The organism is Streptomyces sp. NPDC001732 (assembly GCF_053596315.1).
Map to the genome: position 1 here is coordinate 1 of NZ_JBSFFY010000079.1, position 24,808 is coordinate 24,808.

Annotated in this window: 15 protein-coding genes and 10 pseudogenes; 12 read left to right on the forward strand and 13 right to left on the reverse strand. The window is 67.7% G+C overall.

Annotation, left to right across the window (positions count from 1 at the left end; translation table 11 throughout):
• The first annotated feature begins 623 nt into the window (after positions 1–623).
• A pseudogene (locus ACWCXX_RS36295) lies at positions 624–878 on the forward strand (hypothetical protein).
• A pseudogene (locus tag ACWCXX_RS36300) lies at positions 875–1,559 on the forward strand (ABC transporter ATP-binding protein). The pseudogenes ACWCXX_RS36295 and ACWCXX_RS36300 overlap by 4 nt, the downstream one beginning before the upstream one ends.
• A gap of 91 nt (positions 1,560–1,650) precedes the next feature.
• On the opposite strand, the gene ACWCXX_RS36305 reads toward ACWCXX_RS36300, so the two are convergent.
• Both ACWCXX_RS36305 and ACWCXX_RS36310 read right to left on the reverse strand, forming a co-directional pair.
• Positions 1,651–2,298 carry a transposase gene (locus ACWCXX_RS36305; protein WP_451134867.1) on the reverse strand — a complete coding sequence of 216 codons (648 nt, stop codon included), beginning with the start codon at positions 2,296–2,298 and terminating at the stop codon, positions 1,651–1,653.
• A 107-nt stretch (positions 2,299–2,405) separates the two neighbouring features.
• The gene (locus ACWCXX_RS36310) at positions 2,406–3,575 is read right to left on the reverse strand and encodes a hypothetical protein (protein WP_451134869.1); all 1,170 of its coding nucleotides are present in this window, start codon (positions 3,573–3,575) and stop codon (positions 2,406–2,408) included.
• Between the two features lie 1,255 nt (positions 3,576–4,830).
• Between ACWCXX_RS36310 and ACWCXX_RS36315 the strand changes: the two genes are divergently transcribed.
• Complete coding sequence (locus tag ACWCXX_RS36315; RefSeq protein WP_451134871.1) at positions 4,831–5,712, forward strand: hypothetical protein; 882 nt, start codon at positions 4,831–4,833, stop codon at positions 5,710–5,712.
• 220 nt (positions 5,713–5,932) lie between these two features.
• The gene (locus tag ACWCXX_RS36320; protein WP_451134873.1) at positions 5,933–6,445 is read left to right on the forward strand and encodes an HAD-IA family hydrolase; all 513 of its coding nucleotides are present in this window, start codon (positions 5,933–5,935) and stop codon (positions 6,443–6,445) included.
• Positions 6,446–6,636: 191 nt separating this feature from the next.
• Here ACWCXX_RS36320 and ACWCXX_RS36325 read toward each other — a convergent pair.
• The 3 genes and pseudogenes from ACWCXX_RS36325 to ACWCXX_RS36335 all read right to left on the reverse strand — a co-directional run.
• Positions 6,637–7,284, reverse strand: a pseudogene (locus ACWCXX_RS36325) (IS5 family transposase); the annotation flags it as partial.
• Between the two features lie 344 nt (positions 7,285–7,628).
• Positions 7,629–8,261: a DUF2461 family protein gene (locus ACWCXX_RS36330; RefSeq protein WP_451134875.1), complete on the reverse strand. Its 633-nt coding sequence runs from the start codon at positions 8,259–8,261 to the stop codon at positions 7,629–7,631.
• 147 nt (positions 8,262–8,408) lie between these two features.
• Positions 8,409–9,143 (reverse strand): transposase family protein, encoded by a 735-nt coding sequence (locus tag ACWCXX_RS36335; protein WP_451134893.1) that lies wholly within the window; start codon positions 9,141–9,143, stop codon positions 8,409–8,411.
• A gap of 348 nt (positions 9,144–9,491) precedes the next feature.
• Here ACWCXX_RS36335 and ACWCXX_RS36340 point away from each other — a divergent pair, with 348 nt between their 5' ends.
• Positions 9,492–9,914: a hypothetical protein gene (locus ACWCXX_RS36340; RefSeq protein WP_451134877.1), complete on the forward strand. Its 423-nt coding sequence runs from the start codon at positions 9,492–9,494 to the stop codon at positions 9,912–9,914.
• Positions 9,911–13,771 (forward strand): WD40 repeat domain-containing protein, encoded by a 3,861-nt coding sequence (locus ACWCXX_RS36345; RefSeq protein ID WP_451134879.1) that lies wholly within the window; start codon positions 9,911–9,913, stop codon positions 13,769–13,771. The genes ACWCXX_RS36340 and ACWCXX_RS36345 overlap by 4 nt, the downstream gene beginning before the upstream one ends.
• A 201-nt stretch (positions 13,772–13,972) precedes the next feature.
• On the opposite strand, the pseudogene ACWCXX_RS36350 reads toward ACWCXX_RS36345, so the two are convergent.
• Positions 13,973–14,602: pseudogene (locus ACWCXX_RS36350) on the reverse strand (IS5 family transposase); the annotation flags it as partial.
• A 204-nt stretch (positions 14,603–14,806) separates the two neighbouring features.
• Positions 14,807–15,640 carry a hypothetical protein gene (locus ACWCXX_RS36355; protein ID WP_451134881.1) on the reverse strand — a complete coding sequence of 278 codons (834 nt, stop codon included), beginning with the start codon at positions 15,638–15,640 and terminating at the stop codon, positions 14,807–14,809.
• Positions 15,641–15,938: 298 nt separating this feature from the next.
• Between ACWCXX_RS36355 and ACWCXX_RS36360 the strand changes: the two are divergent.
• Positions 15,939–16,473: pseudogene (locus ACWCXX_RS36360) on the forward strand (transposase); the annotation flags it as partial.
• A gap of 805 nt (positions 16,474–17,278) precedes the next feature.
• On the opposite strand, the gene ACWCXX_RS36365 reads toward ACWCXX_RS36360, so the two are convergent.
• Positions 17,279–18,034, reverse strand: a complete 756-nt coding sequence (locus tag ACWCXX_RS36365) for a transposase family protein (RefSeq protein ID WP_451134883.1) — start codon at positions 18,032–18,034, stop codon at positions 17,279–17,281.
• Positions 18,035–18,399: 365 nt separating this feature from the next.
• The gene (locus ACWCXX_RS36370; protein ID WP_451134885.1) at positions 18,400–19,242 is read right to left on the reverse strand and encodes a MerR family transcriptional regulator; all 843 of its coding nucleotides are present in this window, start codon (positions 19,240–19,242) and stop codon (positions 18,400–18,402) included.
• A 221-nt stretch (positions 19,243–19,463) separates the two neighbouring features.
• Here ACWCXX_RS36370 and ACWCXX_RS36375 point away from each other — a divergent pair.
• Positions 19,464–19,883: pseudogene (locus tag ACWCXX_RS36375) on the forward strand (transposase); the annotation flags it as partial.
• Here the strand turns inward: ACWCXX_RS36375 and ACWCXX_RS36380 are convergent.
• Complete coding sequence (locus tag ACWCXX_RS36380) at positions 19,847–20,176, reverse strand: hypothetical protein (RefSeq protein WP_451134887.1); 330 nt, start codon at positions 20,174–20,176, stop codon at positions 19,847–19,849. The pseudogene ACWCXX_RS36375 and the gene ACWCXX_RS36380 sit on opposite strands and share 37 nt — an antisense overlap.
• Before the next feature lie 209 nt (positions 20,177–20,385).
• Between ACWCXX_RS36380 and ACWCXX_RS36385 the strand changes: the two genes are divergently transcribed.
• On the forward strand, positions 20,386–20,514 hold the full coding sequence (locus ACWCXX_RS36385; RefSeq protein WP_451134889.1) for a hypothetical protein: 129 nt from the start codon (positions 20,386–20,388) through the stop codon (positions 20,512–20,514).
• Between the two features lie 105 nt (positions 20,515–20,619).
• Here ACWCXX_RS36385 and ACWCXX_RS36390 read toward each other — a convergent pair whose 3' ends face one another.
• From ACWCXX_RS36390 to ACWCXX_RS36400, 3 genes and pseudogenes are all read right to left on the reverse strand, one after another.
• Positions 20,620–21,579 carry a ferritin family protein gene (locus ACWCXX_RS36390; RefSeq protein ID WP_451134891.1) on the reverse strand — a complete coding sequence of 320 codons (960 nt, stop codon included), beginning with the start codon at positions 21,577–21,579 and terminating at the stop codon, positions 20,620–20,622.
• Between the two features lie 495 nt (positions 21,580–22,074).
• Positions 22,075–22,170 (reverse strand): annotated as a pseudogene (locus tag ACWCXX_RS36395) (GNAT family N-acetyltransferase); the annotation flags it as partial.
• Between the two features lie 11 nt (positions 22,171–22,181).
• A pseudogene (locus tag ACWCXX_RS36400) lies at positions 22,182–22,827 on the reverse strand (IS256 family transposase); the annotation flags it as partial.
• On the opposite strand from ACWCXX_RS36400, the gene ACWCXX_RS36405 reads away from it, so the two are divergent.
• The 3 genes and pseudogenes from ACWCXX_RS36405 to ACWCXX_RS36415 form a co-directional block, all read left to right on the forward strand.
• Positions 22,790–22,975 carry a hypothetical protein gene (locus ACWCXX_RS36405; RefSeq protein WP_451134895.1) on the forward strand — a complete coding sequence of 62 codons (186 nt, stop codon included), beginning with the start codon at positions 22,790–22,792 and terminating at the stop codon, positions 22,973–22,975. The pseudogene ACWCXX_RS36400 and the gene ACWCXX_RS36405 sit on opposite strands and share 38 nt — an antisense overlap.
• 35 nt (positions 22,976–23,010) lie before the next feature.
• Positions 23,011–23,142, forward strand: a pseudogene (locus tag ACWCXX_RS36410) (IS5/IS1182 family transposase); the annotation flags it as partial.
• Between the two features lie 46 nt (positions 23,143–23,188).
• A pseudogene (locus tag ACWCXX_RS36415) lies at positions 23,189–24,382 on the forward strand (IS4 family transposase); the annotation flags it as partial.
• Positions 24,383–24,808: the final 426 nt, after the last annotated feature.

The following is a 24,808-nucleotide window of genomic DNA, read 5'->3' on the forward strand; positions in this document are numbered from 1 at the left end:
AATCGCACCCTCGATCTCCGCGACTCGCTGAGGAAAGACGTATCCCGACGTGATCCGGTCCAGGGCCAGACTGATTATCTCTGCGTTGGTAGGCACGGTTGAGGAGTGTAAGCCCCTGGCCGCGAAGAGCGCCCCGAAATATCCCAGGCAGAGCGCTCACTGACGTCGCCTCGGCAGTGATCACTTCCAGACTCGGCCGTCAGGTCCGCAGCGGCGGGCGTGGGCACGTCACTCACCACTGTGTGGTCACCATCTGGTAGTCCTGGACACGTCCGGCGCTGCCAGGAACGCTCTCGCCCTCCGCGCCATCCCCCGGTTCAGGCTGCCCTCAGCTTCAACCCGATTGCCTCGGCAGCGGGTTGGTGCAGGTCTTTCACCTCCGGTCGAACCAAGAGCACCTCACGGCGCAAGCAGAAGTTGCGCCAGAACCTGTTGTCACGAACAGAGCCGGCTGGGTCGCCGCCGAGAATCATCGGCCAGATCCGGACCGTGCGGCGGGCCGGATCTGATCTCCCCCGCGAACGCAAAGAGTCTGATCGCTCAGGGGCAGGCCACGCGCCCCACCCAGCAGCTATACCTAGCATGTATACATGCAGTGGATGCACACTAGGCATAGTGCTCGCATGGCAATCGCTCACACCCTCACGGGGCTCCCTGGATCCGGGCCACGTCACGGCTACGACCTCAAGCGGGCCCTTGACGAGCCATAGGGTAACGACTGGCCCTTGCCCTACGATCAGGTCTACTCAGCGATGTCCCGCCTGCTGCAGGGCGGCCAGACATGCGCCCACGCCCTGTTTCACCTCGAACCCGCTCTCCGCTGGCTGGAGCCGACCGCAGCCCGTCTCGGCAGTCTCGCCGAGGTGGTGGTCAAGTGACCACTCCTCCCCGTCCCCTTCTGGCCGCCGAGGACTTGTGCAAGGCCTACGGACCGACCGTCGCCCTCGACGGCGCGGAGTTCTCCATCCACCCGGGCGAGATCGTCTCCGTGATGGGCCCCTCTGGCTCCGGCAAGTCGACCCTGCTGCACTGTCTCGCCGGCATCGTGGCGCCCGACTCCGGGTCGATCACGTACGACGGCCGAGAGATGGCCGGCATGAGCGATGCCAAGCGTAGTCTGCTGCGGCGGTCCAAGTTCGGGTTCGTCTTCCAGTTCGGACAGGTGGTGCCCGAACTGACCTGTGCGCAGAACGTGGCCCTGCGCCTGGCCGGTGCCTCCCGCAGGAGTGCCGAGAGCACGGCCGTGTCGTGGATGGAGCGGCTTGAGGTCGAGGGCCCGGCGAAAGAAGCGTCCGGGCGAGATCTCCGGCGGTCAGGGCCAGCGCGTCGCCGTGGCCCGCGCCCTCGTCACGAACCCGCAGGTGCTGTTCGCCGACGAGCCCACCGGCGCGCTCGACTCGCTGAATGGTGAGCGCGTCATGAAACCGCTCACTGAGACCGCCCGCACCGCCGACACGGCCGTCATCCTGGTCACGCACGAAGCTCAGGTGGCTGCCTGCTCGGACCGCGAGGCCGTCGTCCGGGACGGCAGGTCCCGGGACATGGGGTGTGCCGTATGAAGGGGCGTCAGTGGACCAGAGATCTGGCCATGTCCAAGGGCCTGGCGAAGGTGGCGGATGAAGTTTCCCCGTGATCTCGGACATGTGATCGTTATGCCGCGAGGGCGTGTTGATGCCGCTGCCTGGTCTCGGCCGGGGTGAGATAGCCGAAGGTCTTGTGCTTGCGCAGGCGGCGGTTGTAGAAGGCCTCGATGAAGTTGAAGACCTCCGCGCGGGCGGTGGCGCGGTCGGGCCAGGTGCGGGTGCCGATCTCTTCTTTGAGTAGGGCCCAGAAGCTTTCCGCGGCGGCGTTGTCGAAGCATGATCCGGTGCGTCCGCAGCTCTGCCGTAGCCCCAACTTCTCTATTCTTTCCCGGAACTGGGTCGACGTATATTCGCTGCCGCGATCGCTGTGGATCACACAGCCGGACTCCAGTCCGCCCCGGCCGTGGGCCATGTCGAGTGCATCGACGACGAGCTCGGCGCGACCGTAGTCGTCGGCGACACCCTGACGGAGGGGCGGCTCGCCCGCAGGGAGCGCCACGAATGCCGGGTCCTCGCCACCGGTCTGCGCATCGCCCGGCCCGGCGGCACCCTCCTCGCCATCGTCTCCGTGATGGCCTTCCTCTCCGTCCTCACCTGGGTCATCGCGAAGGTGGTCGATCTGGCCGTCGGCTTCCGCGCGCCGGACGAGTACGACAGCGTTCTTGGTGCAGAGCGGGAGTGTGCCTACGGCTTCCAGGCCGTCGGCCCCACCCACCGACACCCGGCAACGGAGGCGCTGCCCGCTCCCACGCCGCGTCCGTCGGCTCGCCACGATCCGCCCCACAAGATCAATCAGGACGGTTCCTGGCGGCCGGGCGGTCGTCAGCCCATGCTCCGGGCCCGGCGACGGCGCACGACGAGGAGCGTGCCCGCGCCCGCGGCCACCGCTGCGGCAGCCGCTCCCGCGAGCGGCAGCGTCGAGGAGCCGGTTTCCGCCAGGCTGTCGCCGTTCGTCGTGGTCCCGTCGTCACCGGCCGTCGACGAGCCGCCCGAGATGTCGGCCGGGCCGCCCGTCGAGCCGGTCGGTCCTCCACCCGTGACGTCCAGCGTGATGTCGGCCTTGTCGTTGGCCTTGTTGGGGTCGAACGGCCGTGCCTCGGTGCTCAGGGCCACTTGGCCCTTGGCGTTCGTCACCCGCTTGTCGATCTTCAACTCGAAGGTGTAGGTCTCCTGGCCGCCCTCGTTCATCGACCGCATGCCGCAGACGTACCCCTTGCCCTCGGCCCGGCAGAACTGGCCGCGCTTGATGACCGACGTCCCGGCGGGAGGCGTGATCATGACGCTGACGGACCGGTCCCCCGGTCTGGGCATGATCCATGCGGGCCCGGCATTGGTGAACTTCACCTTCATCGTCACCTTGTCACCGACGCTCCCCTTCAGCGCGGCACCCGTCACCTGGTAGTCGGCCGTGTTGACGGTGCTGATGGGCACGCTGACCACTCGTGCGGACCCCTCGCTCCCGGCCTGTCCCTCGACCAGTTTCACCGCCGGTGCGGTTCCCGCCACCGGCGTGGTGCCGTTCTCGTCCGCTCCGGGATCGCCGTCCCAGACATTCACGCGCAGCTCGTCGTTGAGCGCGCGGTCCAGTGCCTCGACGCGGAGAGGTTTCTCGGGCGTGTAGACGGTGCCCGGCTCCACCACTTGGTCGAACGCGCACACCGCGATCCATCTCTCGGGCATCTCGTCGTAGGAACGGACCTGCTGTGTCAGGCAGTTGGAGGGAACCTCCGCGAAGGCGAGTCCTCGGGTGACGGCGTAGGAGACCCATACCTTCTCGGCTGCCCCGGTGCCCTTGTTCGCCACGGTTGCCGACAGATCGAAGCCGCCCCCGGGCTTCAACCCCTTGACCGGCTCGACGCCTCCGACGACCAGTTCGGGTGCGGTTTCATCGCCGAAGGCGGCAGGAGCCGTGGCCAGTGCGACCAGGCCGACGGCGCCGAGAGCGGCGGCAACGGCACGGGGGGCGCGACGGTGGTGCGGGGGTATCGGCATGGAGAGATCCTCTGCTGGGACGCGGGAGAACGGACGGTGACTTCCAGGGGAAAAGTTTTCCGGTCCCTAGACTCGTATCGGTCTCGAACGGTTGCGCAGCCGGGGTCTCCTTCGCAGTGCGGTCGCACCTGCCGGAGGCCCTGGGCCCGGCCCGATCCGGAGGCGTTCACCGAGACCATCGGCCTGCTCGCCCCCGACGGCAAGAACCCGGCACCGGGGGCGTGGCTGCGGCCACCGGGCGGAGGAACGGAGTGGACCACCACCCCCGAGGCTCTCGCCTCCCCCGCCCCGATCACACCGAACACCCGCCGCCCCACACCATGAGCGGCCGCCCTCGCCGCCCTCTTCCTCGTGGTTCTGCGCGTCCCGGCATCCCTGAGCGGGACGCTGTTCAGCGACCAGTTGGTTCGGGGTGGCGCCGACGGCGCCGGTCCGGGTTGTCGACGCCGATCTCGCACCAGGGCGAAGCCGCCCCGGGTGGTGTGCCACCGCAGCACCGCGTAGAGGCCGACGAACTCCACCCGGTCGAACACGACGTCCTGCGGTGCCAGGTGAAGCCACCGTTCCTGGTCCGTGGTGCCGCTGCCGTCGGCCGATGCGCTCCGTGCGGGCAGTTCCATGCGGTCTCCTCCTCTGCCGGAAAGGGCTGGCGCGATCCCTCTGGCTCTTGGGTTGGGATGCGTCGCCTGGGGTCACGCGCCGTACACACCCTGCCTGCCCTGGGGACCGTATACCTCCAATCCGCCGAAATGAGACACCGACTGACACTTGTCGTTCCGCGCCGGACAGTCAGGAGGTGGGGCGCCAGGCAAGAGCCTCGTCGGTGATGCCCCTGCGCGAACTGCACCGACTGACGACGGCCGTGGTCGGCCGGACGCCGCCTGCCGACGAACGTCATCAACCACCGACGAGGCAGTAACGAAAAGAGGACTCACCATGTGGAACAGGTGCCAGCGCTGCAGGGGCAATGGAAAGTGCACCACCTGCGACGGATGCGGTTACCGCAGTGTGTGGAAGTGCGAAACCCGCCTCGGTCCACGGCACTTGTCTGCGATCACATGCGATCAGATCTTGGAAACACGTAGTCGAGCCGAGTGCTCTCCACCGAGTACGAATCCGGGGGACTGCACGGAGCTACCGGCTCGAGGTCTTCCGCCGGGGCATGTGACGCTGTGGCGCGAGGCGCCAGTCCCGCATCCCTGACCGGCGGCGACCAGAGGTCCGGTGGCGTGCTGTGCGCAATGGGGGACGAGCCATGGCTGAAACCTGGACCGCGATGAGCCACGGGCTCCTCCGGCAGGCCGGCTTCGCACTGGACACACTGGATCCGCTGGTGCACGACCTCACCGCCGAGCTCTCCGCGACGAGGGCCGCGACCGGCCATGCCGTCGAACTGGCCGATCGACTGGCGAAGATGCTTCGTCAGGGCGACGTGGGCGACCGGCAGCGCGCGTTATCCCGGCTCGGCCTGCTGCGCGACCTCACCGAGGAGGACACCGCCGGACTGCCGGCCGAGGTCACTGAGCCGCTGACGGGATATCAGAAAGCGGTGCAGGGCCTGAAGGAAAGCGTTTCCGCACTTGAACAGCGGCACGCGGCGACGCTGGAGGCCTCCCGGCACCACGTCGCCCGGCTGTTCCGCCACGAGAAGGGCATCGGCCGGGTCGGCCTGCTCATCGAAGGGAACCCGGACGCCTACGACGTCCTGGACGGCCTGCCCGTCACCAACCGGGAGATCCGAGTCACCCCCGGCGTGCCGATCGGTCTGCTCGCCGCCTCCCGCAACGCAGACCGTTTCCGCACCGACCCGTTCGCGCGTTCCTTCGCCTACTTCTCCGGCCTGCACAGCCGGCACAAGCTTCCCGCCGAGCAGTTCCTCGGCGAGCTCACCTGCTACCTCACCGCCGGAATCACCTGCGTGCTGGTCGAGATGTACAAGGGTGACGTCGAACTCGCCCTGCGCGCCGCCCGGCTGAGCGGACGTCCGGCCACCGCCGTGCTGATGAGCGACTACTTCTCCGGCTCGGAGAACACCCTTGTCCTGAACCGGCCCGACGCCGAAGCGGCCCACCGCGCCGCCGAGGCCACCCGGGGCGGCCTGTGCACCATGCTCATCACCAACGAGGAGCTGCGATGACCTCCGTACCGACGCCCGGCCCCGCTCTGCCCGCCGTTCCCTTCGACGCCGCCGACACCCTCATCGAGCTCGTCCCCTCGATACCCGAGGTCCTTTCCACCGCCTGGCTCGGCGAGGCCGGGGCTCCCGACACGGCTGCCGTCCGCCATGCGCTGTGGGCCATCGGTGCCGAAGGGGACTGGCCCGACGACGAACCCGATCCCGAGCGGCAGCTGGCCATGTGGAGCCGGTTCTGCCGCGAGGCGCTGCACAGGGCCGGGGGCATCGCCTCGGCCGAGGCGGCCGAGGCGATGCCCGGCACATCCTCGATCCGGCGCGGTACCGCGCCTACCCCGATGCCGTACCGTGCCTGCGGTCCCTACGCGAGGCCGGCCACCAGCTCGCCCTGGTCTCCAACTTTGACCGGTGGCTGCGCGACGTCCTCGACGGCACCGGCCTCACGGGGCTCTTCGACACCGTCGTCATCAGCAGCGAAGTCGGGCTGGAAAAGCCCCGACCTGAGATTTTCGCCCTCGCCTGCGAACGGCTCGCCCGTCCGCCGCAGGAGTGCGTCTTCGTCGGCGACTCGGTCGTCATCGACGTCGAGGGAGCCCAGGGGGCGGGTCTGCACCCCGTCCTGCTCGACCGCTACGCTCGCTTCCCCGACTTCGCGGACCCGCACGTCACCAGCCTGGACGACTTCGCCGCCCTGGCCGCCCGGATCCCGATCCCCGCCGGAAGGACCGCCCAGTGACGACCGGCCCCCAGCACGGAGAGCTGGACACCCTCAAGGTGGCTGCCCGGGTGTCCGAGGAGCAAGGGCTCGAACTCCTCGGCCTCGCCGGGGAGGGCGTGGACTTCGCCGTGTACCGCGCCCGCTGCGCCACCCACGGCGAGGTCGCTCTGCGCGTCCCCCGGCACCGGGTCTACTCCGCGCCCTACGGGCAGCTGGAACCCTCGGGTGGTGGGATCGCGTTGGACGATCTCAAGGTCGATGCCTGGTTGGGCTGCGTGTTCCACGGCTTTGGTCTTGTAGCCGTTGTCGGCCCAGGCTTTGGTGACGGTCGGGTGGAGTGCGGCGGTCTTGGTCGTGAGCTGGGTGCCGGCCGCGGAGTCGTGGACGCTTGCGGCGGTGACGGCGACGGTCAGCAGGAGGCCGAGAGTGTCGGTGACGATGTGCCGTTTGCGTCCGATGATCCTCTTGGGCGGGTCGATACCTTGGCCGGTCAGCGGGACGGTGGCGGAGGTTTTGACGCTCTGACTGTCGATCAGGCAGGCGCTGGACCGGCTCGCGCGGCCTTCGGCTTGGCGGACTTTGCCGCGGAGGATGCTGGTGAGTTGGTCGAAGATTCCGTCGGCTTCCCAGCGGGCGAAGTAGCCGTAGACGGTCTGGTGGGGCGGGAAGTCGTGGGGCGGATAGCGCCACGGTATGCCGGTGCGGTCGACGTAGAGGATGGTGTTCATCAGGGTGCGTAGGTCGTGGGTGGGCTTGCGGATGCCGGCGCGGGCTTGGCGCCAGGCTTCCAGGGTGGGGCGGATGAGTTCCCGGCGGGCGTCGGGCAGGTCGCTTGGGTAGGGCTGTGAGTGCTGCATGATGCCTGGGTATGTGGCGGCGGCCGACCTGGACAGGGCGTGTGCGGAGGTATCTGGTGGACTGGGGCGCGGGTTCGCAGACCCGTATGAACCAGATAGTTTCTGAATGAGACGGGAGCTCTTGGGGGGAAAGCCGGTGCATTACTGGCCCACGGATTGCCGCATAAGCCACTTTCCCGGTGAATCACTGCTCAGGCACCCGCGCTTGACCGCCTAGAGCCATCGCAATGCACCCAATATGCAAACCAAACGCTCACGCACTCCCGCGCCGTTCGCCCAGCTCCCAGTGGCCACTCTGCGAGCCATCCGCTATGGGGCAACCGGCTTCAGAAGCCCGGGTGATGTCAGGCGGCGAGCTTGACGTGGCGGGCCAGCCACATCAGCAGGGCGTCCAGGTCGGTGGCGGCCGAGAGGACCCGCTCGACCGCTTCGGGAGTGTGCAGCCACTCCTCGTACCCGAGAGGACGGGCGGCGATCAGCGAACGGTGGCGCAGCAGGTCCGCACGGGAGTGGTCCGCCGGATAGCCGCGCGGGGGGCGTTTCATCACGTCCCCGGAGATGTCGTAGCCCTTGCGTCGCACGTCCTCGACGATGGTGGACAGTTCTCGGCCGCTCCCCTCGGAGGCCACGGCCTTGCGGAACATGTCCACCTGGCCGGGGTCGGGATACCACCAGGCGCCCTGGATCCGCAGGCCGTCCAGGGAGAACCGGAGACCGATCTCGACCTTGCGGCCGAGTCGGATCACCGCGCTCTGGTTCTGCCACCACCAGGAGTCGGTGCGGTAGTGCCAGACGGAGAAGTCCTCGTACCGGGGGTCGGTGTCCGCGACCTCGTTGAGCAGGGCGATCATCGGTTGCCTGACCAGGCGCTCACGGTCCGCGCGGCAGCGCTCCCGGGTCGCTCTGGTCGGTTCGCCCTGGAGCTGCCACAACACGTCCATGGCCTGCTCCGGCCAGCCGGTGAACTGTCTGCGCATGCGCGGAGAATAGCTCAGCCATGATCCGCGGGACCGGAACGTGAGGGGCGTCGGCCATGGTGAGGCGGACCCATGGCTGCCCCGGGGACCACGGATGTCAGCGCGCTGCGCTCGATGGCTTTGTCGATCAGTGAGCACTTTCCAGCCTCACGTTGATGCGAGGTGAAGGACGAGGACGGCCTGCACGACGTCGGTGATCCGGTTGGTGCTGCAGTGGAGCTTCCGCAGGAGACGCCACCCCTTGAGGGTGGCCATGGCCTGCTCGCCAAGGCAGCGGATCTTGGCGTGGGTGGTGTTGTGGCGGCGCTTCCATCTCTTGAGTCGGCGGCCCCGAAACGGTACCCGGACGGGTCCGCCGGCGCCTTGATACGCCTTGTCCGCCCAACATCCGAGTCCGGCTTCGGTGAGGGCTTCGACGATCCCGTGCTGTCGCGCGGCGGTCAGGTCGTGAGTCGAGCCGGGCAGAGCCGGCGAGGCCCGGAGCAACCGTCCGAACGGATCGGTCAGGACCTGCACGTTCATGCCGTGACGCTTGTGTTTCCCGGAATAGTAGGGGGTGTCGGCGGTGATGCGGTCGATCGGCAGCAGGGTGCCGTCCAGGATGACGAACGCCTTCTCCCGGATCGTCCGCATCGCCTCGGCCAGGGACGGTGCGATGGCGGCCAGGGCCTCGACGGCTTCACGTATGCAGCGGTAGACGGTCGCGATCCCGATGCCGAACCCGGTGGCGAGCCGGGCGTGGGTGTCGCCGCACCGCAGGTGGGCCAGGGCGAGCAGGGCCTGCCGCGAGGCGGGAAGACGCCGCCACCGCGTCCCGATCGCCCGCCGCCGAGCCCGGAGCCGCCCCGCCAGGTACTGAAGGGTGCGATTGGACAGGTCGATCGAATGGGGCCTCCCCTGCTCGAGCGAAGCCGAGAGCTTGGGGAAGGGTGGACAAGCACGCGAAGCTCCTGGCAGACACGAGTGATCTTGGTCGAGAACCCGTCTACCAGGAGCTTCGTCGTTGCGCAGGCATGTCCAGCTCACGGTCAGCCACCGCCGGCTCGGAAAAGGCTCACTGGTTCGCTGTCCCGGGCGAGGCGCCCACCTCACGGCCGCAGGGAGCCACTGTTTGAGGGGGCCGTGCCCATGGAGTTGGTGGGCCGTCGCCCATGTGTTACTGGCGCACTGTTGCACGATATGACTCATCACGCTTAAGTGAATCGACAGGACAACGGGTGAGGGGGCCCAATGGATCCGGAATTGGCGGCACTGGCCTCGTCGGCGGCGACGACCATGGTGGGTGTGCTGGCGACGGACGGGTGGGAGAACGTCAAGAGTCTGGTGGGAAGGCTCTGGCAGCGAGTCCACCCAGATCGGGCCGAGGTGGTGGAGGCGGAGCTGGTCGAGACTCGCACGGAGCTACTGACTGCCCGTCAGACTCAAGACGGGGAGGCAGAACAGCACTTGGTGGGCGAGTGGCACGGCCGGCTCCGGCGGTTGTTGGCTGCTGACCCTGAGCTGGCCGAGGAGTTACGACGCATGGTGGCGGAGCTTCAATCTGCGGCAGCCGAAGACCGGGCCGGGGCGGGACCTGTCGACATGCGGGCACGGGCTTCGGGACACGCCAAGGTCTACCAGGCGGGCAGGGACCAGCACATCACCGAGCGATGACCTCGCCAGAGAAGCCGTACCGCGAGGAACCCCACGTTCATCTCCAGGGCAGTGCGTCTGACGACAGCCGGTTCTACCAGGCGGCGGGGGATCAGTTTGTTACAGAGGGCGACCTGCACCTGCACTACCGAGACGGTGCGCGCAGCGTCCGCCGAACCGATGCGGACGGGCTGGGGGACGAATGCCCGTACCCGGGCATGGCTTCGTTCGGCACAGCGGATGCCCGCTGGTTCTTCGGCAGGAAAAGCGCGACAGCGCTTCTGACAGGGCGGCTGGACGAACGGCTGAGGGTGGGCGGGCCGTTGGCCGTGGTCGCCTCATCCGGTGCCGGCAAGTCGTCACTGCTGATGGCCGGCCTGCTCCCCGCGCTCAGAGGCGGGGCTTTGCCCGGCTCACGGTACTGGCCCGTCCTTGCGTTCACTCCCACCGCCCGGCCCATGCAAGCGCTGGCCGCACAGCTCGCGATGGTCACCGGAACCGGCGCCGATGACATTGCCGATCAGCTGACGGCTGATCCCGAGGGCTACGCCCAGTCGTTACGCGACGTGGTGCGCACACCCCGTGGTGAAGGCGGGCCGGTGAACATGCGCCTCATGGTGGTCGTGGATCAGCTCGAAGAGTTGTTCACCCTGTGCACGGACGACAAGGAGAGGGACGAATTTCTCAGCTTCCTCTCACAGATCAGCGTCGCTGGACCGGGCGACGAGCCGCTGGCGGCGGTCGTGTACGGGCTGCGTGCCGACTTCTACGAACCATGCGTCGGGCACCCCCGACTCAGGGGCGTTCTCGAGTCCGACCAGTTTCTCCTCAACCCCATGACGCAGGTCGAGCTGCGTGAAGCGATCCTCTACCCCGCCGAGGAGGCGGGGCTGGAGGTCGAGCCCGGCCTGATCGAGCTCCTGTTGCGCGACCTCGGTGCCACGACGGCCGGTGACACCGAGAGATGTGAGCGGGGGTACAAGCCAGGGCGACTTCCGCTGCTGGCCCATGCGCTGCGGGCCACGTGGCTGCAACGGCACGGCAGCACTCTGACTGTGGAGGGCTACCGAGCTACTGGTGGCATTCACGATGCCGTTGCCGACACGGCCGAACGTGTGCACGCCGGGCTGGGGCGTGACGCCCAGATGGTGGCTCGTGTGCTCTTCCTTCGCCTGATCAGGATCGGCGACGGTGTTGAGGACACCCGGCGACCCATGGGGCGAGGCGATCTCCTGGGAGGTCTCGACCCTGCTCTGGCCCAAGCTGCCATGGATGCGTTCACGCACAGCCGATTACTCACACAGGATCAGGACCTGGTGGAGATTACCCACGAGGCACTGTTGCATGCGTGGCCCCGTCTTCGCTCGTGGGTCGACACCGACCGGGTCAGCCATCTGATCCGTCAGGAACTGGAGCACACGGCCGTCATCTGGGAGCGTGACAGGCGCGACCGGTCCGTGCTGTACCGCGGGAACCGCCTGGAAGCGGTCCGCAGCTGGGCGACCCAACCCTCGTTCGGCCTGAGCCCTGCCGCATCCCGGTTCGTGCGCGCCTCGCTCGGACAGGAACGCCGCACGACACTGCGGCGCCGCGGCTTCATCGCCGTGCTCGTCACCCTGGTTCTCCTGGCCGGCGGTGCCGCGGCGGACGCGTTCCGGCAGCGTGACGCCGCACAGGCCCAACGTGATGCAGCAGTGGCCAGCAGGCTGATCGCGGAAGCGGAACTGTTGCGTACCACCGATGCGTCGTTGGCCGCTCAACTGGAATTGGCTGCATACCGGACGCACGCCTCGCCGCCCACGTACACGGCACTCGTCAACGCCTCAGGCGCACCACTCTCCACAGCTCTGCGCGGTCACAAGGGTGTCGTTCACGCGCTGACCTACGATCCCAGCGGCAATACCCTCGCCAGTGCTGGCTACGACGGGACCGTGCGACTCTGGGACGTCACCGATTCGAACGGTCCGCCGACGTCATCGACCATCCGAGCGGGTGATATCGGTGCTCTTTATTCGGTGGCCTACAGCCGGGACGGGCGTGTCATGGCTACAGCCGGCGAGGACGGGACGGTACGTCTGTGGGATGCCAACAGGCAGTCGAGCCCGCGGCCAGTGGGGCAGATTCCCAGCAACGGAAGCGGCGCTGCCTACACGGTGGCCTTCCACCCGGATGGGCGGACACTCATCACGGTGCGAGCCAAGAGCCGTGCGGCCACAGGCCCCGGGATAACGGTGGTGGGCATGTGGGACATCTCCGACCCCGCCAGCCCCACTCGCGTGGGCACATCTCTGGAGGGCTTTTCCGGCCGGTCCTCTCCCACCGTGTCTGCCAACGGTCAGGGCCGGGGCAGGGCCCTCGTTGGCGTGGGCGGCCGGCTGTGGGACGTCACCGACCCGGCGAGACCAGTTCGCCTGGAGAGGCCCGTACTTCAGGGAGGACTAGCATCCATCAAGATGGCCCTCAGCCCCGACGGCCGAATCCTGGCCGTGGCCGGCGCGAGGGGTGGAGTGCAGCTGTGGGACTTGTCGGACCGCACTGCGACCTCCCCTCTCGGCGTTCTGGGCGGGCATTCCAACGCCGTCACAGCGATAGCGTTTTCTGGCGACGGCCGCGCCTTCGCGACAGGGAGTTCCGACCGGACGGCACTGCTGTGGAACATCACCGACCCAGCCAACCCCGTTCGCCTCGGCGATCCCCTGACAGGGCATGCGGAACAAGTCTTTTCATTGGCCTTCAGCCCCGACGGGCGCACGCTGGCCACAGCAGGCGGGGACCAGACGGTACGTCTGTGGAGCATCCCGCAGCTCGCCCTGATGACCGGAGCCACCACGATGGTCAGGTCCGTCGCCTACAGCCCAAACGGCCGCCTTCTGGCCACCGCAGCATCCGACCTGCAGTTGTGGGACACCACCGACCCGGACCATCCCACTCGCGTGGGTAAACCGCTGCTCCCTTCCGAACACGGCAGCCGAAGCAGCGCCGGGGAATTCGGCGAAGAGTTCTATGCCGTGGCCTTCACCACCGACGGCCGGACGATGGCCACGGCAGGCACCCGAGGAGTGATGCTGTGGGACGTCCGCAAGCCGGCTGAACCCAAGGCTCTGGGCAAACCGTTCAGCCATGACGCCATTTCGGGATCTCTGGCCTTCAGACCGGACGGAAGAGTATTGATCACGGCGAACTTCGGCGGCGTGGCCCTGTGGGACATCAGCGAGCCAGCGGAGCCGCGCCTCTTCGGCACTGCTCCGGCCGAAGAGGCGGAGAGCGCGGTCCTCGGCCCCGACGGGAAAACCCTGGCCACCGTCACGGCCGACGGCGACAGCCCAGGCGGTGTCCAACTATGGGATATCGCCGATCCCACCGCACCCCGCGCCCTTGGCAAGCTGCCGAAAACCGGCCAGTCCATCAATGGGGTGACCTTCAGCCCCAACGGCCGCACTCTGGCCGGCGCCGGCGAAGACGGGACGGTACGCCTGTGGGACATCACAGAACCGAGTGACCCCGCACCCTTGGGGGCGCCGTTGGCCAAGCACACCGATAGCGTTCGCACAGTGGCCTTCAGCCCCGATGGCGGTACTTTGGCCAGCGGCGGCGAGGATGGGACGGTACGTCTGTGGAATGTGTCTGACCCGCGTGACGCGACGCCATCGGGCAGCCCCCTGAGAGGCTCTGCCGCGTGGGTGCTGTCGGTTGCGTTCGCCCCTTCCGGACGCACTCTCGCGACTGCAGGTGATCAAATGGTACGCCTGTACTACCGTGACGCAGACCAGGCCGCGCAGCGAGTTTGTCGGGCCATCTCCGGCAGCCTGACCAGCAGCACGTGGCAGAAGCACATCCCTGATCTCCCTATGATCTCCCCTTGCCCGGCTCACTACTGATCTTTTCGTAAGTTCGGTGGGTGTGGTGGGGTGTCCAGGGTGTGGTTTTGAGGAGCATCCCCTCCAGCGGATCTTCTTCTCACTTCGGGTACGGGCGCGTTCAGTGCTTGTAGGTGACGTGGACGTGGTCGTAGTGCCCGCCGGTGACGGTGTGAGGGTTGTTCGGACCGTGGTTGTACGGGCGTTCCCAGCCGCCAAGCTGTCGGGCTTCTTCCGAGGCCTGCCCGGACCGGCCCTGGGAACACGGATCTTCTCCAGGACCAGCTTGAACTGGGTGCAGTCCGCCCGCTGTCCGCCGGTGACCACCGGGGACAGCGGGCGGCAGCGACCGTCCGCGCTCAGGTGGAGCTTGCCGGTGGACCCGCCCCGCGAGCGGCCCAGGCCCTCACCCCCCAGCACCACCTCCACCATGCGGGCGAAGAGACTCTGCCACGGCGTTTCGCTCTGCTGTTCCACCTCTTCGGCCCCCTTCGACGCGGCTATCGGCGACGGATCGGTCCGAGCGCCGGCAGCGTGCTGACGAGCGCGCACGACGGTGGAGGCGACCGCGATGTCCCAGTCGATCCCACCTGCCGCGTCAGCCCCGGCCCGGACCTGCTGAAGCAGTCCCTCCCGCGTTCCGTCCACCGGCCACAACCGGTGGCGTTCATAGACGGTCCTCCACGGCCCGAACCGTTCGGGCAGGTCACGCCACTGCACGCCGGTCCGTACCCGATGCAAAACCCCGTCGATCACCTGACGATGATCCCGCCACCTGCCACAACACCCGTTGCTGACGGGCAGGAACGGCCGCAGTCGTTCCCACTCGGCATCTGTCAGTGGGCGGTTCATGAGCCTTTGGGCGGGTTTGCTGTCGCCTGATGGTGTGGTGGTAGGGCGGAATCTGTCGGTCCACCGTTGTTGATCTGGTGATGTGACCGGGTGAGTGAACGCAAGCCGTATCCGAGTGACTTCTAAGCTCACGCACCCCGCGCACCCCGTGCACCGACTTGACTCACCGGCGGCGGTCCGATCGCTGGAGGCTCGAACGGGCTGCTACCCGTCCCGCCAAGCACTCACGGTCCAGAAGACCGCGAAGCCCGTCCACACGATGGCGAACACCCAGACCACGGGGTGGCCGCCGAACAGTGCCATGGAGCCGAGCCAGCCGAACCCAACGGCCACGAACAGCAAGCCGAAGTTGGGGAAGGCGAAGAAGCCGGAGAGCCGCCCGCTCAGCAATGCCCATGCGCCGCCCGCCAGGATCAGGCAGCCCAGCGCGAGCCACGGGAGAACCTCCTGCTGCGAGGAGGGCGCGTAGGAGTCGATGTGGCCGCGAACCCTCAGCTCCACGACGTCCCCCTGCCACAGCCGGACTTCGGCGTGGTCACCCCTCCTGGCGTCGTCGTACGTCTCCGAACCCACGCCCAACCAGGTTGTATCCCCTGACCGTTGGACCTTCAGGTCGTGGTACGTCGTACAGGTCGTACCGCCGCCTCCGCCGCCTGCGGTGGTCACCCCGCCGGCCGTCACACCGCCGATGGCGCCACCGGCGGTGTTCATACCGCCTCCGGCCGTGATGCCTCCGGTGGTGATGCCTCCCGTCGTGCCGCCGCTCGTGCCGTTGGACGTGCAACGCTCACCCGTCCGCCGGTCGAGCACCGTGCCCGCCTCGCGCCGCACGCACAGTTCCCCCTCATCCCCGTCTCCGCTCCGGCCCCCGTCCTGGCAGACCGGTGCGTCGCGGTACTCCATGGTCGCTCCGTAGCCTTCAGCGACCTGCTGACCGCAGAGCAGGACTCCCCATCCGGCCGCGAGGACGAGCAGCCCCCGTAACCAGTGGGGCAGCCGCCCGCGGTACCAAACGTTGCCGTACCCCCTGCTTTTCACCCAGCTGTAATCCCCGTTCGACTGAGCCCTTATGCGCCGGCCTCGCCACGGAACGTCATACAAGAGCCAGAACGGGCGGGTTGGAATCCCAACCCGCCACTGTCGGAGCGCCGGGCGTCAGGTCCGGCCGCCGCAGAGCTTCATGCTGGGGTCGATGGTGTGGCCGTCGCCGGGGGTGGTGAGGTAGAAGCCGTAGTGGGCGATTCACGAGTTTCTGAGGGGTTCTGCTGTCGCCTGATGGTGTGGCGGTGGGGCGGAATCCGCTGGTCCGCTGTTGTTGATCTGGTGATGTGACCGGGTGAGTGAACGCAAGCCGTACCCGAGTGACTCATCGGACGAGCAGTGGTCGTTGATCGAGCCGATGATCACCGCGTGGAAGGACCGGCACCGCTCGGTCAGCGGCCACCAGGGCGCCTACGACATGCGGGAGATCGTGAACGCGATCCTGTGCCGGGGGCGGACCGGCTGCCAGTGGGCCTACCTCCCGCATGACCTGCCGCAGAAGAGCGCGACCTACTACTACTTCGCCGCGTGGCGGGACGACGGGACGGACCAGGTCATCCATGAACTCCTGCGGTGCCAGGTCCGCGAGCGTGCCCGCCGATCAGAGGACCCGACCCTGGTGGTGCTGGACACGCAGAGTGTCCATGTGGCCGCCGGGGTCCCCGCCTCCACGAGCGGTCATGACCCGGCCAAGCGGGTGCCGGGACGCAAGCGCGGCCTAGCCGTGGACGCTCTCGGCCTGGTCATCGCGGTCGTCGCCCTCGCCGCGAACACCCACGACAACGCCGCGGGCATCGTCCTGCTGGACCAGGTCGCGGAACAGGCCGGAGGCTCCACCGACGACGACACCCGCCGGCGATTGCACCGGGCAATCGACGACGCCGCCGCGTGGCACACCATGATGACCGGCGATATCCAGCAGGGCACACTGCCCGAGCCCGGCGCGTGGCACGTGTACGGGTCGCTGATGACCGACGCCGAACGCCTTCTCGCCGACCTCGACCGCGCGGCCCGTTCCACCGCGCCCCCGCAGATCCCCCATCCATAGACGTAAGTGGCTCCGGGACGCCACGGCCCCGCTCCGACGAGCAAGGATGCCTGCGAGGTGAAGGGCAGCCTGGTATGCGATCGCGAGTCTGTCGGTTCGTGTGACCAGGCCGCGCCACTGCTTGAGGCACACCCACAGTGTGCCGGACGCCCTGGCGCCTCCCGTAGCCGTCACCGTCCGGGACGGAGTGGGCCACCTGCTCGCGGCCACAGCCTCACCGAGGGGCGAGCCTTTCCCGCCAAGAATGTCTGGCCGTCTCAACGCAAGGGAGCCTCGAAGCGGTATCCAGAGGCGCATCCCGTCTTTCGTCAGCGTCGGGTCCAGATGACGGTTGGTTGGGTAGGCCGCGCGACGAGGTGCTTGCCATGTGCAGGCCCTTTTCCGCGCGGCCCCCTCCGAGTGAAGTAGGCCGCCGACGAGGTGCCCGTGGCGCGGGTCCTTTTCCGACGGCCCCTTCCCGAACCGGACGGGCCCGATTTCCAGGCATCCGGCTCTCCAGTGATCACTTCCGTAGTACTGCGGTGGGACGCCCCGCGTGGATGTCTTCATGACAGCGCCGGCAGATCACCAGTGAGCGCTTTCCAACCTCACGCTGATGCATGGTGAAGGACGAGGACGGCCTTCACGACGTCGGTGATCCGGTTGGTGCTGCAGCGGAGCTTCCGCAGGAGACGCCACCCCTTGAGGGTGGCCATGGCCTGCTCGCCAAGGCAGCGGATCTTGGCGTGGGTGGTGTTGTGGCGGCGCTTCCGCTGCTTGAGGCGCCGGCCCCGAAACGGTACCCGGACGGGTCCGCCGGCGCCTTGATACGCCTTGTCCGCCCAACACTTGAGCCCTGCTTCGGTGAGAGCTTCGACGATCCCGTGCTGTCGCGCGGCGGTCAGGTCGCGAGTCGAGCCGGGCAGAGCCGGCGAGGCCCAGAGCAACCGTCCGAACGGATCGGTCAGGACCTGCACGTTCATGCCGTGACGCTTGTGTTTCCCGGAATAGTAGGGGGTGTCGGCGGCGATGCGGTCGATCGGCAGCAGGGTGCCGTCCAGGATGACGAACGCCTTCTCCCGGATCGTCCGCATCGCCTCGGCCAGGGATGGTGCGATGGCGGCCAGGGCCTCGACGGCTTCACGTATGCAGCGGTGGACGGTCGCGATCCCGATGCCGAACCCGGAAGCCGGCCGGGCGCAGGTGTCACCGCACCGCAGGTGGGCCAGGGCGAGCAGGGCCTGCCGCGAGGCGGGAAGACGCCGCCACCGCGTCCCGATCTCCTGCCGCCTGGTCTTCAGCCGCCCGGTCAGGAACCGCAGGGTGCGATTGGACAGATCGATCGAGGATGGGTGGACAAGCACGCGAAGTCCTGGCAGACACGGGTGATCTTGGTCGAGAACCCGTCTACCAGGAGCTTCGTCGTTGCGCAGGCATGTCCAACACACGGTCAGCACCGCCGGCTTGGAAAAGGCTCATTGCTTCCAGAACTGTTCCTACATACGGTTCCTTTCGCATTCGTGACACACAGGATTCTTGAAAACGGCCAGGGATGCTCCTCGCATCACTCGCTCTGGTGTTCAACGAAGTGGGGAGTTTCAAGGAGCGTGGCCCGGGTCGTCGGCTTGGGTTTCCCGCTCGTGGAGCGTGCCGGCCGTGTCGAGACGTCGAGACGCTGGCTTCGTGTCGGTGGCCGATCCGGGATCCTCACGCACGGCCACACCAGCGATCAGCTGCTGGCAGAGAGGTCCCCGTAAAGGAGCCGGCCCGTGAGTTCAATGCACCGCGTCCGGGCCGCGGAGAAGCCATAGGGCATCTTGGTGACCGCTTCGAAGGCACTCATCTGGGTGTCCTCCTCGCCGCTCGCCTCGGCGTCGTAGATCTCGAAGAGCTTCTCCTCGGCCTCGTCCAGTCCGGCCGCTGCCATGGCCTGTTCCAGGGCCTTGTGGTGGGCACAGTGCTGCGCGGCGAGTTCCTCGACCTGCGGATCGTGGGGGTCGACGGTGTCATCGAGGGCGGCGTCGGCCGCGTCGAGGCGGTCTGCCTCGGCCCGTAGGCCGGGATGGGTCGCCAGGGTGATGAACACACTGGCCTGAATTGCGGCTCCCAGCGGCCCGAAGATCCGTTCCGTGACCAGCAGGGCGTCCAGGTCGGAGGGGCGCACTGCGCCAGAGGGCAGGTGGCTGAGCCGGTCCGTGACCAACGGGGAGAGCAAGCCCAGTGGGCTGCCCACGGCTCGCAGGCGCTGGACTGCCGCGCGCTGACGCTTGATGTCGGCCTCCTGGGCGGCCAGGGTCTCCTCCAGTCGGCCCAGGACGTCCTCAACGTCCCGGGCTTCGTCGAAGGCGGCCCGCATGTCGTCCAGGCTGATGCCGGCCTCGGACATCTTGCGGATCCACAGCAGACGGATCATGTCGTCGTAGCCGTAGCGGCGGCGTCCGTCTCCGCCTCGCTCGGGCTCCGGCAGCAGACCGATCTGGTGGTAGTGACGAATGGCGCGCGGGGTGGTTCCGGCGAAGGCAGCGGCATCGCCGATCTTGACCTCGCGGGGAATCGTGACGGAGGGGTACATCGCAGACAGGGCCTTTCGTGCTGTGGTGCCCTCGACCACACCACATGCCGCTACGGCATGTGCAACTACACACCACCCGGACCCTGACGGGCTATCGGGCGGTCCCTCGCCATTGGTGTCCCGTCCCAGGACAGGCTCGGAATGGGTGGGGAGATCCGTCGAGCAAGTCTGATGGCACCCCGAGCAGGGGGTGGGGATTTTCAAGGAGCCCCATCAGCGTCCCGCTCGCTGTCACCTTGACCGGCGGCAACCGCAATGACGTGACCCGGCTCGTTCCGCTGCTCGAAGCCGTTCCATCGGTGCGGGGCAAACGCGGCCGGCCCCGGCGTCGCCCGGACGTCGTGCTCGGTGACCGCGGGTACGACCACGACAAGTACCGCCGTCTCGTGCGGGAGCTTGGGGTGAAACCGGTGATCGCCCGCCGCGGGACCGAGCACGGTTCCGGGCTCGGCACCCGCCGCTGGGTCGTGGAGCGCGCATTCGCCCACCTGCACTGGTTCCGCCGCCTGCGGATCCGGTGGGAGATCCGTGACGACATCCACGAAGCCTTCCTCAAGCTCGCCTGCTGCATCATCAGCTGGCGGCGCCTGACGAAGCTCGTGCCTCAGCCGTCGCGGTCCAAGCTGAAGCCGCGGTCCTGAATCACCGGGAACGTTTTCTCCGCAGCGGCAAGCCACGCATCGATCTTGTCGTGGGAGGACCGGATGGCGTTGATCAGTTCCATGAGGGCGTCCAGCTTCTGCCTGCCCACGTTCAGGCGCAGTTCCTCAAGCGAGACTTCCTGGTACGGCATGCGCAGCTGCCACCAGAAACGCATCAGGTAGCGACACTCCTGCGGCTCCCGGTCATCCGCGAGGCGACTGTGAACGACTGCTTGGACGCGCTGCCGCTGGTCATCATCGCGAAAGCCGTCCCTCAGGTCAGTCAAAGTCACGGTCGGACAGTACCAACCGCACTCACCAACAGGCGCCATGAGGTCATTTCGTTAGGGGTTCTTACTCCATGGGCGATCGCCCTGTCCGTGGTGACGGTCGCCGTCTGGCTGCTCGGCCGCGCCGCCATCCGCCGGGAACAAGACCGTGGCGGGGAGACCAGCGGCCCCGCCGGCGTGGCCCGACTGCTTCTTCTGGTGGGGTGCATGTTGTGGCGCTGGCAATCACCCTGGTCGTGGCCGTCGGCGCGGCCGTCCAGATGTACCGGATCGGCGACTCGGGTGCGAAGGCGACCTGGCAGGGGCGTTTCTCAACGAGCCGGTCCAGCGCCGGGCGGTGATGCGGCAGCAGTCGCGCCGGAGGCAGTCCGGCCGGTTTGAGACGTCGGCCTGCCGGACTGCCTTGCGTGATGCGTGCGGCTGGTCTCCGGGTACCGCCAGGGCGGTCACCGCAGCTGGTTGAGTGCCTGCTGGAATGCGGCGGCATGTTTGGCCTCGTCCGCGGCGGTGTTGCGGAAGAAGCGGGCGGCGGCGGTGTCGCCGACGGCGGTGGCCCGCCGGGCGAACCCCGGGTACACGGTGGTCGCCTCGTTGTGCTCCCCGGTGATGGCCGTGCGCAGGTTTGTCTTCGTCGTGCGGACCAGGCCGGCCAGTACCGCCTCGCCGGCGAAGTGCTCCTGCAGTTCGATCTTGGCGGTGCCCTCCCACAGGCTGGCCAGCGCGGTGTTGCCGGTCTGCCGGGCGTGGGCGGCGAAGAGCATGTACTTGGCGTGGGCAAGCGCCTCGCCGTGCAGGGCGGTGTCCAGGTTGGCCTTGGTGCGGGCGGCCTTGACCTTCGGCAGTCCGGCGGGCACCGTCACCACGTCGGCCTTCGGCGGTGCCGGGATGGTGCCGCGGCCCGTGGTGATGACCGTCAGCGCTGCGCGGAAGGCGTCGCGGTGACGGCCCTCGTCCGCGGCGATCTCGCTGAAGAGTTTCGCAGCCTGAAGGTCCCCGTCGGTGCGGGCCTGCTCGGCGAAGCGGCGGTACATCACCTGATGCTCGTATGTTTCACCATCGATGGCCTGGCGCAGATTGGCCGCGTTCGATCCGACGGTTCCGGCCAGGGCAGCCGCCTCGTGCAGGTGCTCGTTCAGCTCGGTCTGCGCGGTGCTGCGGAAGAGCTTACCGACGCTCGGCAGACCCTGACGGTCGGCCTCGGCCGCGAAGAGGCTGTAGGCGGCGTAGGCGTACGCCTCGCCCTTCATCGCGGCGTTCAGGTCGGTGAGCGTCTGCGCCTGGAGAGCACGGTCAGCGGTGTGCGGCGCCGGAGATGGTGCTTCCCCGGCCAGGGCCGGCGCCGTTGACGCGGCTGCGGCCAGCGCGCACAGGCTCACTACGAACGTACGTGCCGAATGACGGAACACGAGGTCCTCCTTCCGGGGCACACCCGTCTTGGGGTGCGAACCTCCTTTCCTCATGCCACCCGCACATACCCGCCACCGCCCCTTTATGTCACCCACCCCAGTGAATACGCACAGTCACCGTATGCTTTCGTCGACGTACTCCGCTCGTCTCAGCGGCCGGCTGAACGCCCACGCGCAGGAGTGCCGCCCTGTTCCAGGGAAGCGTCGGGCGGGGCGGCGGGGAAGTTCCGAGTGACGTACATCGAGCCCCCTGTCGACGAGACGGGTAGCAGCCCAGACGCGTGCCCCCTCAGTATCAGCGTGGGGGCGATCTCATTGGCACGAGAGGCGCCCGGATCCGAGGTCGTTGCCTGAGCGTATGGATCTTTGCAGGCCTGGGTGATGTGGCATGGCTTATGTGGTGCGGCGGTTGCCTTCCCCGTGGCCCCGCCCACGACTCTCGGCTCTGGCTCGACTGGAGAAATTGTCAAGAGTTGCGGACTGGGTCGTTGACGTCTACCGCTGTTCCCACTCGGTCCGGGACAGTTCGTACTCGACTTCACCGTGTTCGAAGCCCTCGATCGCCTCCGGCCAGTCCCCGGTGAAGTTCCGCGGGCCGCGGCTCGCTCGACGAGGATGCCCCGCTCGAAGCCGGCCCCGGCACGAACCAGTGCGACGAGGTGGGGTGCGTTCACGGCTCTCCACTGCTGCTGGACGGACTCCACCAGTTCGAAGACCATGCCAAGGCGGCGGCCGCGCTGCCGACGCCCTTGGTGACCTTCGTGCGGAGTCGAACCCGTTGCGAAGGTGGACTCGATGGGGGTTCGTGGTGCTCAGGTGGATCCAGTGCTCGGCGGGGAAGTCGTAGAACGCGAGCATTTCGTCCGTGTCATCGGTGACCTTCTTGACGGCTTTGGGGAACTTCGCCCCATGGATTCTCTCGGACGCCGCGACAGCCTTGAGCACGTGGTCGCGGTCCTTGGCGTTGCAGATCTCTCGCGGGACCTTCTTCGCCCCGGGCTGGGCCGACTTCGGCAGGGCGTTCGCGACGTTGGCGACCTTGTGAACCCCGCACCTCTGATGGCGGGTCTCGGGAAAGTCCTCGGTCACAGCCTTCCAGAAACCGAGCGCGCCGTCGCCGACCGCCAGGACAGGGGCGTGCGTCCCACGCCGCTGTCAGTCTCGCAGCAGGTCGGCCCAGGAATCCGCTGATTCCCGGTAGCCTTCGCTCATGGCGATCAGCTCCTTGGTGCCGTCCGCACGCTGGCCGCCCTGCGCTTCGCCCGGGCCAACGGTCCTGCCTTCCGCCGCCCCGGTCGGCAAGCGCGGCACTGAACTCCTCTACCGCGCTGGCGACCTCAAGAAGTGGGCCCGCAACCGGCCCCGTGCCGCCACCGGAATTACCGACCTCGACTGACCGGCCTGCAGGACGCCATGGCGTCCCCGGCCGGGCAGGGGACCGATGCCGCGAAGAAGATCGTCGGACGGAAGCGCGGCATCCTCACCGACACGATCGGCCTCGTCCTCGCCGTGACCGTGGCCGGCCCCGGCCTCTCCGAGAACGCCATGGGAATACGCCTCCTAGGCACAATACCGGTGACTTTGAGTGGTGTTGGTCGTTGGGTGTGGTGTGCCGAGGCCTGGGCAGGTGAAGTCGTCGGGTGGCCGGTTGTCGGACCGGATCGCTCTGGGTGTGCTGACGCGGGTGTTTCCGCCCGAGCTGGTGGACGAGGTGGTGGCGGAGTGCGGGCGTGGGGAACAGCGCTCAAGGCTGGTGCCGGCCCGGGTGGTGGTGTATTTCGTGCTCGCGATGTGGCTGTTCTCCGGCCAGGGGTATGAGGAAGTGGCCCGGCTTCTGACGCAGGGGCTGGAGCGTGTGCGGCGGTGGGACAAGCCGTGGCGGGTGCCGACGACGGCGGCGATCGGCCGGGCCCGGCGGAGGCTGGGCCCGGAGCCGGTGAAGGCACTGTTCGGTCGGGTCTGCCATCCGGTCGCGACACCGCAAACAGCGGGTGTCTGGTATCGGCGGTGGCGGCTGGCCGCGGTGGACGGCACGGTCTTCGATGTCCCGGACACCGAGGCCAACGGCTTGTTCTTCGGCCGGCCCGGTTCGGGACGGGGACAGCAGCGTAGTGCGTATCCGCAGGTCAGGGTGGCTGCTCTGGTCGAGTGCGGGACGCATGCGGTGTTTGCCGCGGCGACCGGTCCGCTGTCAGTCCACGAGCAGCAGCTGATCCCGGCCCTGCTGGACCGGACCGGGCCGGGGATGCTTTTGATGGCCGACCGTGGCATCACCGGTTTCGAGCTGTGGAAGGCCGCATCCGCGACGGGAGCGGACCTGTTGGGGCGAGTCCGCAAGAACATCGTCCTGCCGGTCCTGCGGTCTTTCGACGACGGTTCCTGTCTGTCCGAGATCGTGGCCAGTGGTGACCGTGACCGGCGTGACCCGGCACGGGTCCGTGTTGTCGAATACCGGCTCGACGGCCGTGACGAGGACACCATCTACCGGCTGGTGACAACTGTCTGTGACCCCGGTCAGGCACCTGCCGTCGAGCTCGCCGCGCTCTACCACCAGCGGTGGGAGATCGAGAACACCCTGGACGAGATCAAGACCCACCAGGGCGGTCGGCAGCTCGTCCTGCGCTCGCAGTATCCCGACGGCGTCGAGCAGGAGATCTACGGATTCCTCCTCGTCCACCACGCATTGCGCGACGTAATGCACCAGGCGGCTCGCGAGGCCGGCCTCGATCCCGACCGGATCTCCTTCACCCGAACCCTGAACGCCGCCCGCCACCACGTCACCGACCAGGCGGCGCTTTCCCCCTCACGACTCACACGAGCCCTGACACACACCATCCGTGAGCTGCTGCAACGGCTCCTGCCACCCCGCAGACAACGCTCCAACCCCCGCGTCATCAAACGCGAGATGACCAACCGGCACCTCAAACACACCCACCATCGCAATCCGCTCCCACAGCCGGCTCACACCCTCACACTGGTGCCCCCCACCAAACCAACCAGCAGACGCCTGAAAACACCCTAAATCACCGGTATTGGGCCTAGGCAGTGTCTTCAAATGATCTCGGGTGATGGATCATTTGAAGACACTGCCTAGTACTGCAACGGTGTTTGTGCTGATGGGTGACCAGTTCTACGGGCTGTGTCCGCGTCGTTTGTAGTGACTGGTTCGGGCTTGGTGTTGTCGTCGTCGGCGCCAGTGTGACCAGTGCAGGATGTGATCGATGGGAGT

Coding starts and splice junctions, on each gene's coding strand:
- ACWCXX_RS36310 (WP_451134869.1), bottom strand. CDS start 3,575: ATGCCGATACCCCCGCACCACCGTCGCGCCCCCCGTGCCGTTGCCGCC.
- ACWCXX_RS36315 (WP_451134871.1), top strand. CDS start 4,831: ATGGCTGAAACCTGGACCGCGATGAGCCACGGGCTCCTCCGGCAGGCC.
- ACWCXX_RS36330 (WP_451134875.1), bottom strand. CDS start 8,261: ATGCGCAGACAGTTCACCGGCTGGCCGGAGCAGGCCATGGACGTGTTG.
- ACWCXX_RS36340 (WP_451134877.1), top strand. CDS start 9,492: ATGGATCCGGAATTGGCGGCACTGGCCTCGTCGGCGGCGACGACCATG.
- ACWCXX_RS36345 (WP_451134879.1), top strand. CDS start 9,911: ATGACCTCGCCAGAGAAGCCGTACCGCGAGGAACCCCACGTTCATCTC.
- ACWCXX_RS36370 (WP_451134885.1), bottom strand. CDS start 19,242: ATGTACCCCTCCGTCACGATTCCCCGCGAGGTCAAGATCGGCGATGCC.
- ACWCXX_RS36405 (WP_451134895.1), top strand. CDS start 22,790: ATGGCGATCAGCTCCTTGGTGCCGTCCGCACGCTGGCCGCCCTGCGCT.